Annotated in this window: 16 protein-coding genes; 3 read left to right on the forward strand and 13 right to left on the reverse strand. The window is 35.8% G+C overall.

Annotated elements, in window-relative coordinates:
• Window positions 1-57: 57 nt before the first annotated feature.
• From LV704_RS19240 to LV704_RS19280, 9 genes are all read right to left on the reverse strand, one after another.
• Window positions 58-2,103: a sensor histidine kinase gene (locus tag LV704_RS19240; RefSeq protein ID WP_233782091.1), complete on the reverse strand. Its 2,046-nt coding sequence runs from the start codon at window positions 2,101-2,103 to the stop codon at window positions 58-60.
• A gap of 475 nt (window positions 2,104-2,578) precedes the next feature.
• Window positions 2,579-3,334, reverse strand: coding sequence for a LytTR family DNA-binding domain-containing protein (locus LV704_RS19245; protein WP_233782092.1), 756 nt, complete (start codon window positions 3,332-3,334; stop codon window positions 2,579-2,581).
• A gap of 33 nt (window positions 3,335-3,367) precedes the next feature.
• Window positions 3,368-4,276, reverse strand: a complete 909-nt coding sequence (gene menA / locus LV704_RS19250; protein WP_163422060.1) for a 1,4-dihydroxy-2-naphthoate octaprenyltransferase — start codon at window positions 4,274-4,276, stop codon at window positions 3,368-3,370.
• 2 nt (window positions 4,277-4,278) lie between these two features.
• A complete protein-coding gene (locus tag LV704_RS19255; RefSeq protein WP_163422059.1) occupies window positions 4,279-4,878 on the reverse strand; it encodes an SPOR domain-containing protein in 600 nt (199 codons plus the stop codon).
• 162 nt (window positions 4,879-5,040) lie between these two features.
• Window positions 5,041-5,871, reverse strand: a complete 831-nt coding sequence (locus LV704_RS19260; RefSeq protein WP_163422058.1) for a S1 RNA-binding domain-containing protein — start codon at window positions 5,869-5,871, stop codon at window positions 5,041-5,043.
• Window positions 5,872-5,947: 76 nt separating this feature from the next.
• Complete coding sequence (locus LV704_RS19265; protein ID WP_163422057.1) at window positions 5,948-6,289, reverse strand: DUF2853 family protein; 342 nt, start codon at window positions 6,287-6,289, stop codon at window positions 5,948-5,950.
• A 41-nt stretch (window positions 6,290-6,330) separates the two neighbouring features.
• On the reverse strand, window positions 6,331-8,070 hold the full coding sequence (menD, locus tag LV704_RS19270) for a 2-succinyl-5-enolpyruvyl-6-hydroxy-3-cyclohexene-1-carboxylic-acid synthase (protein ID WP_163422056.1): 1,740 nt from the start codon (window positions 8,068-8,070) through the stop codon (window positions 6,331-6,333).
• Window positions 8,071-8,125: 55 nt separating this feature from the next.
• The gene (locus LV704_RS19275; RefSeq protein WP_233782093.1) at window positions 8,126-9,187 is read right to left on the reverse strand and encodes a chorismate-binding protein; all 1,062 of its coding nucleotides are present in this window, start codon (window positions 9,185-9,187) and stop codon (window positions 8,126-8,128) included.
• Complete coding sequence (locus tag LV704_RS19280) at window positions 9,168-9,590, reverse strand: PaaI family thioesterase (RefSeq protein ID WP_163422055.1); 423 nt, start codon at window positions 9,588-9,590, stop codon at window positions 9,168-9,170. The genes LV704_RS19275 and LV704_RS19280 overlap by 20 nt, the downstream gene beginning before the upstream one ends.
• 73 nt (window positions 9,591-9,663) lie before the next feature.
• On the opposite strand from LV704_RS19280, the gene LV704_RS19285 reads away from it, so the two are divergent.
• Both LV704_RS19285 and LV704_RS19290 read left to right on the forward strand, forming a co-directional pair.
• Window positions 9,664-10,299, forward strand: a complete 636-nt coding sequence (locus tag LV704_RS19285) for an esterase (RefSeq protein ID WP_317164637.1) — start codon at window positions 9,664-9,666, stop codon at window positions 10,297-10,299.
• A gap of 4 nt (window positions 10,300-10,303) precedes the next feature.
• Entirely contained in the window at window positions 10,304-10,702 is a 399-nt protein-coding gene (locus tag LV704_RS19290) for a VOC family protein (RefSeq protein ID WP_163422053.1), read from the forward strand.
• Here LV704_RS19290 and LV704_RS19295 read toward each other — a convergent pair.
• The 4 genes from LV704_RS19295 to LV704_RS19310 all read right to left on the reverse strand — a co-directional run bounded on the left by LV704_RS19295 (window position 10,695) and on the right by LV704_RS19310 (window position 14,886).
• Window positions 10,695-11,624: a hypothetical protein gene (locus tag LV704_RS19295; protein WP_163422052.1), complete on the reverse strand. Its 930-nt coding sequence runs from the start codon at window positions 11,622-11,624 to the stop codon at window positions 10,695-10,697. The two genes, LV704_RS19290 and LV704_RS19295, sit on opposite strands and share 8 nt — an antisense overlap.
• A gap of 84 nt (window positions 11,625-11,708) precedes the next feature.
• Complete coding sequence (locus tag LV704_RS19300) at window positions 11,709-12,965, reverse strand: FAD-binding oxidoreductase (protein ID WP_163422051.1); 1,257 nt, start codon at window positions 12,963-12,965, stop codon at window positions 11,709-11,711.
• Window position 12,966: 1 nt separating this feature from the next.
• Window positions 12,967-13,977: a 4-hydroxyproline epimerase gene (locus tag LV704_RS19305; RefSeq protein WP_163422050.1), complete on the reverse strand. Its 1,011-nt coding sequence runs from the start codon at window positions 13,975-13,977 to the stop codon at window positions 12,967-12,969.
• A complete protein-coding gene (locus LV704_RS19310) occupies window positions 13,978-14,886 on the reverse strand; it encodes a dihydrodipicolinate synthase family protein (protein ID WP_163422049.1) in 909 nt (302 codons plus the stop codon).
• Window positions 14,887-15,016: 130 nt separating this feature from the next.
• Between LV704_RS19310 and LV704_RS19315 the strand changes: the two genes are divergently transcribed.
• Entirely contained in the window at window positions 15,017-15,859 is an 843-nt protein-coding gene (locus LV704_RS19315) for a helix-turn-helix transcriptional regulator (RefSeq protein WP_163422048.1), read from the forward strand.
• Window positions 15,860-15,896 lie beyond the last annotated feature (37 nt).

Consider the following 15,896-nt stretch of genomic DNA (forward strand, 5'->3'; position numbering starts at 1 on the left):
TTACACTGCAAAGGAGTTAACAAGGGAAAAGGAAGTAATAAAGCTTGGGTAATATGATCAATTAAAATTAAACCAAAAACGAACTCCTTCGCTTGCTTTGTCAATATTCAATTTGGATTGAAGTTGATTAACCAACCTATTCATTAAACGAATACCCATTGAGGAATGAGTGCGTTCATCGGTATCCTCAGGAAGTCCCACACCATTGTCCGTATATTCAAAAAATCCTTGTTCTCCATTTTTACGAAGGTGGATGTATATCTTTCCATTATCATCGTTTTCAGGAAAAGCATACTTGAAAGAGTTTGAAACCAATTCATTCAAAATCAAACCAAATGGAATGGCTCTGTCAATATCCAATTCAGTGCCTTCTGCATCAATGGTAATGCTAATATTATGTCCTCCTTTTTTATAAACAGACTGTACGCTATTGATCAAGCTTTCTATATAACCTTGCATTTCAATAACCGATAAATCGTCATTTTGATACAATTTCTGATGGATAAGTGCCATGGCCTTTACTCTACTCTTCCCTTCCTCCAATGCTACAATAGCCGCCTTACTTCGGGTATTCTTAGTTTGCAAGCTCAATAGACTGGAAACCATTTGCAGGTTGTTCTTCACCCGGTGGTGAATCTCTTTGAGCAAAGAATCCTTTTCAACGAGCGCATTCTCAATGATATGTTTTTGCTCTGCTATTAAACGTTGGTTCTTTATACTTTTTAAATATGCATAGACCAATCCAGCAAAACCAAGTAAGGTAAAAATCAAAGAGATAAATACCAAATTGATTCGTTCATCCTTTGCTTTCATTTCGCTACGCGCCAGTTCATTTATTTGCTTTTGTTCATCTATCAATCGCTGAGAATTCTCAAGGTCCTCATTCGCAACGATAGTAACCAATTGTTGTTTTATTATTGAAGATTGCGTTTTGGTAAGAGAATCTTTAATTCGCTCGTTTCGCTTATAGTACGTAGCAGCATTCTTAAAATTTTCAACTTTATCATAATACGCTGCCAGTAAACTATTACGCTTAATGTTTTGCAGTGTACTTATGTTTTCAAAATCAGTATTCAAGCTTTTCTTTGCAGCGGAAAATCGTTCTAATTGCAAATTGGCATCCGCAAGGTTTAGGGTATTCTCAATAACTTCACTATTGTGTACATTTTTGGAGGAAGTAACTAAAACTTCGATACTGGTTTCCAACAAAGGGATGGCATCTTCATATTGATTCAACAGTACATGACATTTTCCAATGTTTCCTTCAATTTCCGCTTTTAATAGGTCACTTTCAAACAGTTGCTCTTCTGTCTTTTGTTTTGAAATATCATTAAGAAAAACATCCAAATAGGCTTTTGCTTTCTTTAGCTCGCTCAAGGCCGTTGGGGCTGAGTTATCCAACCTCAAGTAATTTCCAACTTTGCTATGGTATTTAGCTAGACCGTAAGAATCGTTATCTGCAATGGTAGGCTTAACCTCCATTATATATTGGTTTCTAGCTTTTCTGTACAATCCTAGATTACTGTAGATATCATAGAAAGCAACATTTTCTGTTAAGCCAAGTTCTCGTTTTTCCTTCCTAATTTCTATTTGCTTATCGTATAGTTTAAGATTGGCATAGTTGCTATCCAATACATCCAATACAATCTTTTTTGAGTTGGAGTCCAAGGAATCTTTGGACGCATAAAGCTCTTTTGCCAAAACAATACTCTTATCATACTCCCCTAAATCATTGTATACCTGCGTTTGCATAACCTGATAAAGACGGGTGGCAACAGTATCGTTGGTCTTTTGCGCGTTTGAAAGGTATACCTTGATTGTATCTAACCAATCATAGGCGGAGTTGACATTGTATCTGTTTACGGAGTTGAAAAAAACATCGAACCTGCTTGAGGGGCCATTGGTATCTTGGAACTCTTTTAAGGTACTTCCCTCTTCATTTTCTATAGACTGCGCAGACACATTCAATAGAAAAACAAAAAACAATACCGAGAAAATCCTTTTTAAGTAACGTCCCATTAATATATCTCGCGTAATAGCAGAAAGATTTAAAAGTCTATAATTATTTTTTATGCTTACTGTTGTTTGTATTAATCTTTCCACAGTAAAACCTATTATTAAATGGAGTGATCAATACACAAAAACCTTAGTTATTGTAAGCAACTTTTCTAATTGTTGCTGTATATAAAGAACGCTAGTTTAGAGACAAAATTAAATCCAATCTAAAAGAGTTATTCGGTATTGTTGTGAAAGTGCCCATTTCTGTTGTGAAACGGCTTTAAGCATATGTGAAAAGCGTTTTATCGATGTTTTGTGCATTTCATGGATTGACAAATCTTCTAAAACTAAAAAAGGTCCTGTCAAATTTGACAAGACCCTTTTACGAGAACACTATATGAAAATGAAAAAATTTATTTTTCTGAATTAATTACACTGCTAAAGTACATGCATGACCGAACAGTGGAAAAATATTGTTGTGAATTAACCAAAAGTTGTGGTTATTCAATGTTTCTGGGATAATTGCATAAAAAAAAGTGCCGTATGACACTTTTAAAATTATGATTACAATGAATAGGAATTAACTATTCATTGAAGAGATTATGAACTCTTTAAAATCCTTGGATATTGGTATCAAGTTATTGTTTATGACATTATCTTTTGAATTGATAGCATCAATATGATCCACATTAACAATGTAGGACTTATGAGCTCTATAAAATTTATTCTTGGGTAATTTCTCCAAATAGTCTTTCAACGGAGAGCGAACTAAAAACTTTTTGTCTACGGTATTTACCTCCAAATATACATTGTCCGCCTTGATGAATTGAATATCGCCGAATTGTATTCTGTAGTATAGATGTTGTTTCTTAACAAAGATGGAGTCCTTTAAAACGGAATTGGAAGTAAAAGTGTCTCCTTCGTTACCAATGATTTCTTTACTATTCTCCTTTCGGGCATAATTGAAATTAGACAAGGCTATCTCAATTGAGGTATACAAATCTTGCTGTTCAAAAGGTTTAACCAAGTAACCATCAGGTTTAACTGTCTTTGCATTTTCAACCGTAGCTCGGTCAGAATTGGAAGTAACAAAAATGAATGGAATGTTATAAACTTCTCTAATGTGCTTTCCTAAATCTATTCCTGTCTTATCCGAAGCCAGAATAATATCAATAAGCACCAGGTCTACGTGATTATTTTTCAATACTTCAACAGCTTGTTCGTAAACTATTACATTGTCAACAATCTCGTACCCGATTTCTTCAAGCATAGATTGCATATCGTCTGCAATAATTACATTGTCCTCAACAATTAGTATTTTAATGGGGTGTTCCAAGTTTCGTAAGGTTTAGTGAGTTGTAAATCAAAATTACAAAAAATTATTAACTGCTATGTAGAACAGTAAGGAGAGTAAGAAAGTACTCAACGCCAATTTTTTAAGTTCTCCATCTAGTCTTATAGGTTCCTTTGTAATCATAACCTTTCGAAGGTGAAGTAAAATAGGCACAAAAGCCAACATATAAAATGCATGTAAAACACCTGTTTTTTCAATCCAAGTATATATGGTGAGACATAGAAAAGCAAGTGTGATCAGAAAAAGATGATAGCGCTTACCATTTTCAAAGCCCATTTGAACTACCAGCGTATTTTTACCATGTTTTTTATCTGATAAGACGTCTCTGAGATTGTTCAAGTTTAAAACTCCTACACACAATAATCCGATAGTGATTGCTGGTAACACTGAAACCCAATCCAGTGATTTTGTGTAGAGAAACATACTCCCCAATACACCGACCAATCCAAAAAACAAGAATACAAATACATCTCCCAAACCTTTATACCCATATGGTTCAGAACCCATTGTGTATCTAATAGCGGCCCAAACGCATAAAATTCCAAGGACAAAAAACGAAAGAACATATAGAAGGTTTTCCTTTCCGAAAGCTAAATAAATCAACCCCACCGCAATTAGCATGCTTATAATCGAAGATATCATTATACCCTTTCTAAGTCCTGATTGTGTCAGTAAACCACTTTGTAATGCTCTTGCAGGTCCTATCCTATCTTCATCATCGGTACCTTTTACGCCATCCCCATAATCATTTGCAAAATTAGAAGTGACCTGAAAACCAACTGTCGTCAATAATGCTAAAACAAAAACGGAAAGTTCAAAAAAGCCTTGCTTTCTTGCCAATGCAGTCCCAACGATAATTCCCGATAGTGATAATGGAAGTGTACGTAACCTAGCAGCTTGTATCCAAGCCTTACTTTTTCTCAAAACTAATAAGGGTCTTCTATTTTAACCCTTTTTCCATCTTGGTAAGAGGCCACAAAAGCATCCTTGAAGCCCATATTGACCAATTGCGTTCTAAAAGACTGCGCCTCATCCAATGTTTCAAAGTTTCCTAATGAATATGCATAGAAAGGATTGGTTTTAACAAAAAGTGTATTTGTTAGTGCTTCAGAAGCAAGAGTAACATTGTTCTCCACAAATGATTTTACCTGAACGGAGTAGACCTTTTCTTTATCTAAAAATGCCTTAGCCAAGTAAAACTCCTTAACTAAGCTAAGCTCTTCATTCTGCACTTTAAGGTTACCTATTCTGGTTTTTATAGCATCTAAACTGTCAATGGAAACCAGTAGGTTGTTTTGATTTTCAAATGAGTTTTTGCTACTAAGACCTGCAGTGAAAGATGTGATGGCAAGCGTTCCTACAATAAAGAGCGCCGTAAAGCCAAGTAGTATATTACGATGCAGTCTTACCTTACGTAAATCTTTGTTTTTATACTTTATTTGATCCAAAAGTCTTTCGTTAATAATCTGGGCCTTGTCTATATCCTTGTGCAGGTCCAACAAATCACTTTCTTCAATAAAAGGCATATCAGGAGGTATGAGTTCTGACGTTATGCTAAAAGCATAATTGTCAACGAGTTAATATCTACTTATACAAAAGTAAAATTTTTGACCTAACAAAAAAACTTAACGGTATCAATTTAATTCATTTTGAATTAACATTTTTGTAACACATTTATTTGCAGCTAGTTATAAAACATAAATACCATCATCTGCAATGGTGATTTTCCTTTCTTTATACAACGTTCCAATGGCTTTTTTAAACGCTTTTTTGCTTAGGTGCAATGTATTCTTAATTTCTTCGGGTGCGGATTTATCATGCAAAGCCAAAAAGCCATTATTTTCTTGCAGTTTTTCAAAAATGAATTTCGCGGTTGGCTCCAACATTTTGGCCCCTATTTGTTGTAAGGAAATATCCACTTTATTATCCGACCTAACAGCTTTTATGTAACCTTTCATTCTGTCTCCAATGGCAATTGGCTTAAAAACATCACTTTCAAATATCAGTCCCTTGTACTTATCCTCAATTATAACTTCTCGCCCTAAAGGTGTTTTTCTACTTATCATTATTTCCACTTCGCTGTTCACTGCTAAGGCAAAACCCTCATTGGATAGAAATTTATTCAACCGACTAGAACCTGTTAATCTAAAAGTTTTTTCATCCAAATAGCAGTGTACAACATATTTTTTTCCTTGTTCCATTTCAACTCCCTGCTCTCTAAACGGAACCAGTAAATGCTTCTCTAAGCCCCAATCCATAAATGCGCCATAAGCGCCTACTTCAACAACTTTTAGGAATGCAAATCCATTTCGTTTTACAAAAGGTTTAAGGGTTGTTGCTATTGGGCGTTCACCATTATCCAAATAGCAAAAAACTTCTAAGTCTCCATCAATTTCAAAATGGTCTGGAACATATTTATTTGGCAGTAGCACCTCTGTTCCCTCTTCATCCCCCAGAAACAAGCCAATACTTGTGCTTCTTAGCACTTTTAGTGTGTTGTAATTTCCTAATTCTATCATAGGACAAAGGTAGATTGAAATATGGGTATAAAAAAAGCCGCTTTACAGCAGCTTTCTTTAACATGATAATACTATGTTAGTTGTAAATGGATTCTTTACCAAAATGCTTGGCTAGCATATAGTAAATAACCGCACGATGCTTGTTCTTGTCCGATCTCCCATACTTATCAATAACGCTATTGATTGCATCCATTAAATCGGAACTATCTGCAAGACCTAATTTCTTTATCAAGAAGTTGTTTTTTACAGTCTGCAATTCCTTGTCATCCGATCCAGACACTTTTGAAGCATCCAAATTGTAGATAGCTGGTCCTAGTCCAATAGCCACTTTGGTCAACAGATCCATGTTCGGTGTCTCACCAAACTTGTCTTTAATGTCCGCGGCATACTTTACAATTAATTCATCTCTTTTACTCATGGTAGTTAGTGTTCTTAAAAGATTAAAATATTACTTAGGTTCTAAGATATAAAATCGAAGTAACTAAGCAAAATTTTGTTATTCTCAAGACGTGAAGTTACTATCTCTAATATTTTAGGCATGTCCGAAGCATTATAGAAGTTTTTTAAACTAGCGTTCAATTGTTTTTCATTCTCGACCCTTTCGTATATAAATCCGTGCATTTTTGCAAGGTGACTTGCCGTTTGTTGATGCGTGGTTTCAAAAAAAGTAGAAAATTCATTTGTGTCTTCTTTCCCTGGTAAGATTCTAAAAATACCTCCTCCAGAATTATTGATGAGTATAATCCTAAAATCCGGTTTTTTATAATTGTTCCAAAGACCATTGCTATCGTAAAAAAAACTAAGATCACCAGTAATCAGTACCGTTGGTGAGTTTTCATGAACGGATGCTCCAATTGCTGTGGAAGTACTGCCATCAATACCACTTGTACCTCTGTTGCAAAAAACCTTTAATGATTGATGCATAGGGAACAATTGACTATACCTAACTGTAGAACTATTTGCCAAATGAACTTGATATCCCTTTGGTATATTTTGTTGTATCTGACCGAAGGCCTTGAAATCTGAAAAATCTATTTCAGACAAATATGTCTCCCTCTTACTTTCATAGTTATCCCTTACCCTACTCCAATATGAATTATAATTACCACTTGCCCCTGCTTTTGAATCTGGCATCGCTCTGAAAAAATCTGCAGGAGGGATTTTTACATGTTTTGAAAGACAAAAAAAAGTGTCAAACGCTTTTTTCTCATCAATATGCCAATGTGTTTTAGGCTTATATTTTCTTAAAAAGGCTTTTATCTTTTTTGAAACAATCAATCCGCCAAATGTTATTAGCAAATCAGGTTGAAGCGCTTCAAAAAGCTCTTTGTGCTTTTCTGATTTTTCTATAGGAGCAATAATGCTATCAATACTTGGAAAAAAGTTGGGATGATGCACATTGGACGTAGTCTCTGTAAATACCAAAACGCTGTCATCATTTGCCAAACTTTCCAAAACCTCCTTTTCGATTGATTCGGGTTGATTTACCCCTACCAAAATCATTTTGCGTTTACTAGAATTCCAAATGGACACCAACTTCTCCAGATTTTCAATATCGTGTGTTTTTTCAGCAAAAAACCCCGCATCTGTAATATTTATGCTAGTTTTCTCCGATAGTCCATACAATGGTTCTTCAAAAGGTATGTTAATATGCACAGGTGTCTTTTCCAACATCACTTTATCTAACACCAATGCCAGTTCAACTTCATTGTGTTTCTGAATTGTTTCCTGGGTTTCTTTGGAAGTTGATTTGGTAAAAGACAAAACTGTCTTTGTAGCGTGGCTAATATCATGCTTCAAATTGGCCGAATACCCAATATGATTTTCAAAAACATTTTTCTGACGTATGGTCTGACCATCTCCGACATCTATTTTATATTCAGGCCTATCGGCCGAAACCACGATCAATGGAATATCACTATAAAATGCCTCCGCTACAGCAGGATAGTAGTTTAATAGTGCACTGCCCGATGTACAAACCAAAGCCACAGGTTTTTGCAATTGTTGAGCCATTCCTAAGGCAAAGAAACCGGCACACCTTTCATCTACAATGCTAAAACACTTAAAAAAAGAGTTTTTGGTGAAGCTCAATGTTAATGGGGCATTTCTAGAGCCTGGAGAAATAACTATATTTTTAATTCCCCTAGATTTAAAATAAAGAACAAGTGTCTGCGCGGAGGGGATATTTGAATACATCATTGATAACAAAAATACAGCTCAAAAAGGTATTCCCCTAAAATTCCATACTATGAAATTAGATGATGCTCAACATTGTTTTGCTTTTGTTCTGTGTCTCAGACCATTCACTTTCTGGATTGGATGCCGATGTAATTCCACCTCCAACAAAAACAGAGGCATTTCCATTGCCGATTTCCATGCACCGTAAGTTCACAAACAGATGAATTTCCTGTTCCCCTTTAAGGTTAAGTTCTCCTAAAAAACCAGTATAAAAAGTGCGCTTGTAATTTTCATTTTCTTGGATAAAAGTCTTTGCTTGTTGTGTTGGAATTCCGCAAACAGCCGGTGTAGGGTGTAAAGAAGCTATAATATTTTTCATGTTCGCCGTAGTGGGCAATTTTCCTTTGACATCAGATTTTAGATGCCATAGATTCCCTGCTCTAACAGATTCAGTTTTGCCCATATCCAATGACACCAAACTATCTGTTAGTTTTTCCTTGATATAATCAGAAACCATTTTTTGTTCTTCAATTTCTTTACTTCCCCAATTAGGCTCAGAATTTTCTTTTAACGGAAGAGTAGCTGCCAATGACATTGTATGCAGTTCTTTATCCTTAATCCGGACCAAAGTTTCAGGAGTGGCTCCACACCAAACACCAACTTTGGGGTGAAAAAACAAGTAGCAAAAAGCATTTGGATAGCCTTCCAAAAGGTTAACGACAATTTCTTCAGGGTTTCTAGAAAGTTTTGCTATTATTTCTCTGGATAAAACAACTTTCATCAATCCCCCACTATCTATTTCACTTATGCCCTTTTCAACCAGCCTTAGGTGATGGTCTTTCCCTAAATCAGTTGCAGATACTTTATTCTTAGCCCTTTTTCCTTCTATTTCATAAGGGGCTTCCACTACCTCATCAGCATGAATCAAAATTGAATTATCATTTAAATCAAAAGGAGCAAAAACAAATCCCTTTTCTTCAAAATTGGTGGTAATATTTAATGCATCATTAGACTGAAAAACACCAAAAACCTGATTCTCTTGTGGTTTTCGGTAAATGGAAAATGGCAGCTTGTTTTCAAGACAATAACTAACCTTTTCTAGCAGCTTATAAAACTCTTTATTTTTTTGGTAAGGCAATGGTAGTCAGTTTACAGCTGGAAATTAAATCACCTTCTTCGTTGGTAATTTTTATATCCCATAATTGAGTTGTTCTCCCTTTATGAATAATGGTCGCTTTGGCATATACAAAACCTTCCCGTATTCCTTTTACATGATTGGCGGCTATCTCTATGCCTCTAACGTAAAACTCCTGTCCATCTAAAAAAATATAAGAGGCCGCACTCCCAACACTTTCAGCTAATGCAACGGAGGCCCCTCCATGTAAAACACCATCCGGTTGATGAACTTTAGGAGTAACTGGCATTCTTCCAATCAGGAAATTCTCTCCTACATCAACATAGGTAATATCCAAGGTTTCCATCAATGTTCCCTTGCAAATTCCATTGCAAACAGATAGAATTTTCTCTTTATGCTCGTTCATCCTTCTATTTTTCGTAAAATTACGGAAAGCTATGTCAATAATATATTAAGTTAATCCAGACAGTGTGCATTCAATGGAAAAGACCGTATCATATTCAACAAAAAACACCTATGTAACCCTTAATGAATTGACCTCAAAAACAAAAAATGTCTGGCTGGTCTTTCATGGTATTGGATATTTAAGCAGGTATTTTCTAAAGTATTTCAAGGGTTTAGATGCTCAAGAGAATTACATAATTGCGCCCCAAGCTCCTTCCAAATATTATTTGAAAAATGAATACAAGTATGTTGGTGCCAGTTGGTTAACCAAAGAAAACACTGCAGCTGAAACTGATAATGTAATGAACTATATTGATGCCGTTTTGGATGCTGAACAAATACCGCCCAATTATAATCTTATCCTCTTTGGATTTTCTCAAGGAGTATCTATTGCTACCCGTTGGATTATCCGAAGAAAAATCAATTTTAAAAGTCTTATCCTATATGCGGGCGGTATTCCAAATGAACTAAAAAAAGAAGATTTTGATTATATAGACTGGCATTCATCCAAAGTTAAAATAGTATACGGCAACGCCGACGAGTATATGAACAGGGAGCGATTAAAAACAGAGAAAAACAAAATCGAAAATCTCTTCCAAAAAAATGCAGAAATCATCAGTTTTGTAGGTGGACACGAGATGAAATCAGAAATCATTGAAACCTTGATTTAATAATATGAGAGCCACAAAAAGACATTTGGCCAACATAACCCTTGTTGTAAAGGACTATGATGAAGCCATTGATTTTTATACACAAAAGTTGGGCTTTAAACTTGTTGAAGATATTGACCTTGGCGATGGAAAAAGATGGGTGCTCGTCGCTCCTAATGAAGGCCAGTGTAATGTTTTATTGGGAAAAGCTGTTGGTGACAAACAAAAAGCTGCTATTGGTAACCAGACTGGTGGCAGGGTGTTCCTTTTTTTGCATACTAATGACTTTTGTGAAGATTACAATGCCATGAAACAAAAAGGTGTGATTTTTAAAGAAGAACCTAGAAAGGAAAGTTATGGTACAGTGGTGGTTTTTGAGGATCTATACGGAAATCTATGGGATTTGCTTCAACTAACTAGTTAGGATTTTCTTCTTTGGTTTCCTCAACAGGGTAATATGATATTTTACGAGTAGTATACGTGTTATCTGGAGTAATAATCTGTTTAATCCAATTCTTTTCTTTGTTGCTATCAAATTGAAAAATGTATTCTTTTACAGACAATGAATTTGCAGTCATTGTAATAACCTTTTTCAGCATATCATCTGCATCATAAGAGTAAATCATTTTTCTGTCAGAGACAAATTCTTTCTTGGCTGGACTATGCAAAAACACCTCTTTGGAAATAAGTTTTCCAGAAGGATCATACACTTCTTCTATAGCCTTATTGGACTCGCCATCTATATATTCTTTGGTTAAAACTACTTTTAAAATACCTTTCGTATTTTTCCTTTCAGAAGTCCTAATGGATTTTTCCATTATTCCATTTATCACAAAACTTTTTGTGAGTTCATTTTTATAAGGAGTATACTCAACAATTGTCTCATCTACGCCTTCACTGTTTGAGGTTGTGATTTTGGTGAGTCTTCCATTTTCATCGTATTCATGCTCCTGCTGCTCAAGAAATTCTTTATCATACGAAATAATTTTTTCTAAAATTTTTTTCGGAGACAACGAATCAATGGAATAAAAATTTGCCATAGAAGTAGCTTCATCCAGAACATTATCCTTATAACTCTCCATACGCTTTTCTAGAAGCTCATCATTGTCATATTTGTAATAAGTAATATCTTGATCCGTATCGTTGTATTGCGTAACCGTCCTTGTTAAAAAACCTTCCTTGTTAAACTCAAAAAGTTCTTTACCATAATCCGTGATAACCAAACATGACTTTACCTTTCCATTAAGGTCAAAATCTTGAACCTTAAATATCTGAATCTCCTGAGCCCATATACCATGAACCAGTAGAAAAGAAAAAAAGAAAAAAGCAGTGTAATTTTTTGCCATGGTGCAAAATTACTTCTAAATGAGGCAACTAAAAAATTTATACTATGCTCTACATCTAAATTAACCGAAAGAAAACGATAATATCTAAAACTTGCGATCAGGAGCGAAAGGAGCAGTTTGCATAGATAGTTTTTTCTCAGAAATCATCTCAGATATTAATTTGCCTGTTGCAGGCCCTAAACTCCAACCCATCATTGCATGCCCTGTTGCAAATGTTAGGTTTTGATATTCTTTTGATTTTCCAATATAGGGCAATCCATCTGGAGTAACTGGTCTTAGACCACATTGCGCATTGCTTTTATCTTCTTCGGAAATGGTGAGTCCTTTGTAATATTGCTCTGCGCCTTTAGCAATAGCTTCAACCCGTTCTTTTCTTATAATATTATTGATACCTGAAAACTCCATCGTTCCCGCAAAACGGGTAAATCCATTCATTGGAGTAACCGCCATTTTCGCTTCCATCAAAACGGCAGGCATAGAAATATTTGTAGAAGCGGCTACATTTATACGATACCCTTTACCTGCTTGCAAAGGCAATTTAACATTCAATTTTTTTGAAAGATGCGAAGTCCATGAACCTGCTGCAAAAACAACCTCATCCGGGTGATAAGTTGCCTTGCTTGTTTTCACTTCTGATATGCTATCTCCATTTAAAACGATATTTAAAACTTCCTCATTTTTATTGATTGCCACTCCTTGTGTTGGTAAGAACTCCAGCATTCTCTCCATAAATTGTGTGGGAGTCATATGCCTATCACATTCATAATGGAAGGCTCCAAGAGCATTAAGCTCTATATTCGGTTCCATTTTTAGCAAACCACTGGCATCTAAATTATTGACTTCTAAACCTAAATCGCCTGCCCGTTTTGCAACCTTCATTTCATGATTTCTTTCTTTCTCTGTCTGATAAATCATTAAGAGCCCTTTTCGCTCCAATTGAAAATCTCCCAAATCTCCTGAAGCTTTTATATCTTCAAAAAGTTCTCTGCTCAGTAGGTTGATGTCCATAATTACTGGCATGGCTTTTTCTACCTTGGCTTTGGTGGATGACTTTTTAAAATACCAAGACCATTTGATGAATTCCATATCAAGTCTAGGTTTTACATAGAAAGGACTTGAAGAGTCAAACATATATTTGATCCCTTTAGAAATCATGCCCGGAGATGCCAATGGAATTATATGACTGGGCGTTATATAACCAGCATTCACAAAAGAGGCTCCCGAGCTTATATCAGATTTATCCAGAACAGTAACTTGATGTCCTTCTTTCTGTAAAAAATAAGCGGCTGAAAGACCAACAATACCACCTCCTATTACTATAACATTTTTATTAGCACTCATATTAAATCACCTGAAATCCATGTGCATATGGATCATCGTCTGTATCAATTGTAATGGTATTTCTACCGTATATTTTGGCCCATCCTTGAACGCTCGGAATAATGGCCTTTTTGTTGTTAAGCAAGGTCTCTTGCTCTACCACTCCCACAAATTTAGAACCTATAAAACTTTCATGCACATATTCTTGGCCCAAGTTTAACAGTCCTCTGGCATTTAGTTGTGCCATACGTGCGGAAGTACCTGTACCACAAGGCGATCTGTCTATGGCTTTTTCTCCATAAAAAACGGCATTCCTTCCAGATGAGGTTTTATCAATTGGTTCGCCTGTCCAAAGAATGTGGGATACATGATTGATATTGGAATTTTCTGGATGTATAAATTCCCCTGAATACTCTTTATTGATTTTTGTTCTAATTTCTTGAGAAAACTGAATCAATTCGCTTGCTGTAAAATCTTGGATCCCAGAGAAATTTGACTGAGGATCTACAATAGCATAAAAGTTTCCGCCAAAACCAACGTCAAAAGTTAATTCTCCCAATACGCTGCTTTCAACTTTCAATTTTTCTGCTGCCAAGTAACTTTTTACATTGGTCAACTTTACCCACTCCACTTTCTCTCTGGGTTTGTGGTAGTCAATTTCAACCAAGCCTGCAGGAGTTTCTAACCTCACTTTTCCAGGTATTTTGGGTTTGATCAACCCTTCCTCTAAGGCAATGGTCATTGTCCCAATAGTTCCATGACCGCACATAGGTAAACAACCACTGGTTTCTATAAAAAGAACTGCAATGTCATTTTCAGGATTGTGAGGTGGATATAGTATACTGCCACTCATCATATCATGTCCTCTTGGCTCAAACATTAAACCGGTGCGAATCCAATCAAATTCTTTCATGAAATGCTGTCGCTTCTCCTCCATGGTGTTCCCTACCAAATTTGGACCGCCTTCTACTACAAGACGAACAGGGTTTCCGCAGGTATGTGCATCAATACATTTGAATATGTGCGCACTCATTTAGAAAACTGGAATTTGAGGTCTGGTCTTTACTCCTTGATCAATAATAGCGAGTACCCTATCGCGTTCTTTGCCTTGTAGGGGTAACCTAGGTAATCGAACATTCTCTGTTCCAATACCCGTAGCTACTTCAGCCAACTTAATATTCTGAACCAACTGTGGATTAATATCCAGTTCCAATAAAGGCATAAACCAGCGATAGATGGCAGTGGCTTCCGCTACTCTCCCAGCTTTTACCAATTCGTAAATGGCAACTGTTTCTCTTGGAAAGGCACATACCAAACCGGCAACCCAACCATCTGAGCCCATAAGCAAACTTTCCATTGCCAAGGTATCAACTCCACAAAGGATTTTTAACCTTTCACCAAACCTATTTTTAATACGTGTTATGTTGGTAATATCTCTGGTAGACTCTTTAACCGCCTGTATGTTTTCATATTTTAATAATTCATCAAACATATCTAGGGTAACCTCAATTTTATAGTCTACCGGGTTGTTGTAAACCATAATTGGCAATGAAGTACTTTGAGCTACCGCTTTAAAATAAGTCATTGTTTCATAGTCTGTTGACTTGTAACGCATTGGAGGAAGCATCATGAGCCCCTTAGCTCCATATTTTTCTGCATTTTCTGCCGCCTGAATCGCCTTTTTTGTGCTTTGCTCGGCTATGTTCATCACTACCGGAATTTTTCCATCGACCAAATCAACAGTATGCTCAATCAATGTTCGTTTTTCATCATCATCCAATGTGCTTGCTTCACCAAGTGTGCCTCCTAAAATAATGGCACTAACTCCGGCTTCCATCTGTGCGTTTATATTCACGGTGAACATTTCCATGTCCAATCTGTCTTCTTGAGTAAATTTGGTAGTGACTGCAGGCATAACCCCTTTCCAACTAAACTGTGTCATAGTATACTTTTATTTTTTATCAAAAATAGAATTACACTCACTCTTTAAATTGCTGAAAATTATCCTATACTAATATTATTTTACCTTATTATCTTAAATAAAATCTATTTTTGGGATAATTTGCGAACATATGAAGGTATATACATTTAAGATACCCAAAAAACCTGGGGAAAATATCACGGTGCAAAGTGATAAAGGATCAGTATTTTACGATAAACTTCATCAACATGAAGAAATACAGGTAAGCCAAATTCTGGAAGGCTCTGGTAAACTGATTGTTGGAGATAGCATTCATTCATTTAAACGCGGAGATTTCTTTGTTATAGGAAGTGGAATGCCTCATTTGTTCAAAAGTACCATAAGCTCCAAAACTTCACATATGATATCTATTTTCTTTAGAAAGGATTCTTTTGGAAGCGCTTTTTTTGATATTGAAGAGATGAAGGAATTACAAAGTTTTTTTCTTCATGCCAAGACCGGTTTTAAAGCAATCACCTCAAACCTTCCATTTATTGAAGATATGAAGGGCTTAATTTCTTCGGGACATTTTTCAAGGTTTATGGTTTTAATGCGGTTACTTAAAAAACTAAGTGAATCTCAAAAAACAAGGCTTTCAGGGTTTGTGCAAGAAAAACAGCTATCCAATGATCATGGAGAGCGTTTACGGGCAGTATTTGATTATACAATGAAAAGCTTCGACCAAAAAATTGAGTTGGATACCATTGCTAAATTGGCTCATATGACACCCAATGCGTTCTGCAGATTTTTCAAAGAGAGAACCAATAAAACTTTTTTTAGGTTTTTGATTGAAGTTAGGATTGAGCATGTATGTCAATTGCTTCTCAACCAAAGGGACATGACCATTGTGGAGGCTGCCAATACCTCTGGTTTCAACTCCATTTCAAATTTTAATAGGAAGTTCAAGGAGATAAAAGGAATTAATCCAACGGAATATCTTCGGCAATTAAATTAAATCGTGCTATAAAAAAAATGCGATTGCTATGGTTTCG

This window comes from Flagellimonas sp. CMM7 (assembly GCF_021390195.1).
Lineage (GTDB): Bacteria > Bacteroidota > Bacteroidia > Flavobacteriales > Flavobacteriaceae > Flagellimonas.

What these genes read in the sequence shown, in the direction of transcription:
- LV704_RS19295 (WP_163422052.1), bottom strand. Translation starts at nt 11,624, where the DNA reads ATGGCAAAAAATTACACTGCTTTTTTCTTTTTTTCTTTTCTACTGGTT.
- menD (WP_163422056.1), bottom strand. Translation starts at nt 8,070, where the DNA reads ATGATGTATTCAAATATCCCCTCCGCGCAGACACTTGTTCTTTATTTT.
- LV704_RS19285 (WP_317164637.1), top strand. Translation starts at nt 9,664, where the DNA reads ATGGAAAAGACCGTATCATATTCAACAAAAAACACCTATGTAACCCTT.
- LV704_RS19300 (WP_163422051.1), bottom strand. Translation starts at nt 12,965, where the DNA reads ATGAGTGCTAATAAAAATGTTATAGTAATAGGAGGTGGTATTGTTGGT.
- LV704_RS19280 (WP_163422055.1), bottom strand. Translation starts at nt 9,590, where the DNA reads ATGAACGAGCATAAAGAGAAAATTCTATCTGTTTGCAATGGAATTTGC.
- LV704_RS19305 (WP_163422050.1), bottom strand. Translation starts at nt 13,977, where the DNA reads ATGAGTGCGCACATATTCAAATGTATTGATGCACATACCTGCGGAAAC.
- LV704_RS19260 (WP_163422058.1), bottom strand. Translation starts at nt 5,871, where the DNA reads ATGATAGAATTAGGAAATTACAACACACTAAAAGTGCTAAGAAGCACA.
- LV704_RS19290 (WP_163422053.1), top strand. Translation starts at nt 10,304, where the DNA reads ATGAGAGCCACAAAAAGACATTTGGCCAACATAACCCTTGTTGTAAAG.
- LV704_RS19255 (WP_163422059.1), bottom strand. Translation starts at nt 4,878, where the DNA reads ATGCCTTTTATTGAAGAAAGTGATTTGTTGGACCTGCACAAGGATATA.
- LV704_RS19265 (WP_163422057.1), bottom strand. Translation starts at nt 6,289, where the DNA reads ATGAGTAAAAGAGATGAATTAATTGTAAAGTATGCCGCGGACATTAAA.
- LV704_RS19315 (WP_163422048.1), top strand. Translation starts at nt 15,017, where the DNA reads ATGAAGGTATATACATTTAAGATACCCAAAAAACCTGGGGAAAATATC.
- LV704_RS19310 (WP_163422049.1), bottom strand. Translation starts at nt 14,886, where the DNA reads ATGACACAGTTTAGTTGGAAAGGGGTTATGCCTGCAGTCACTACCAAA.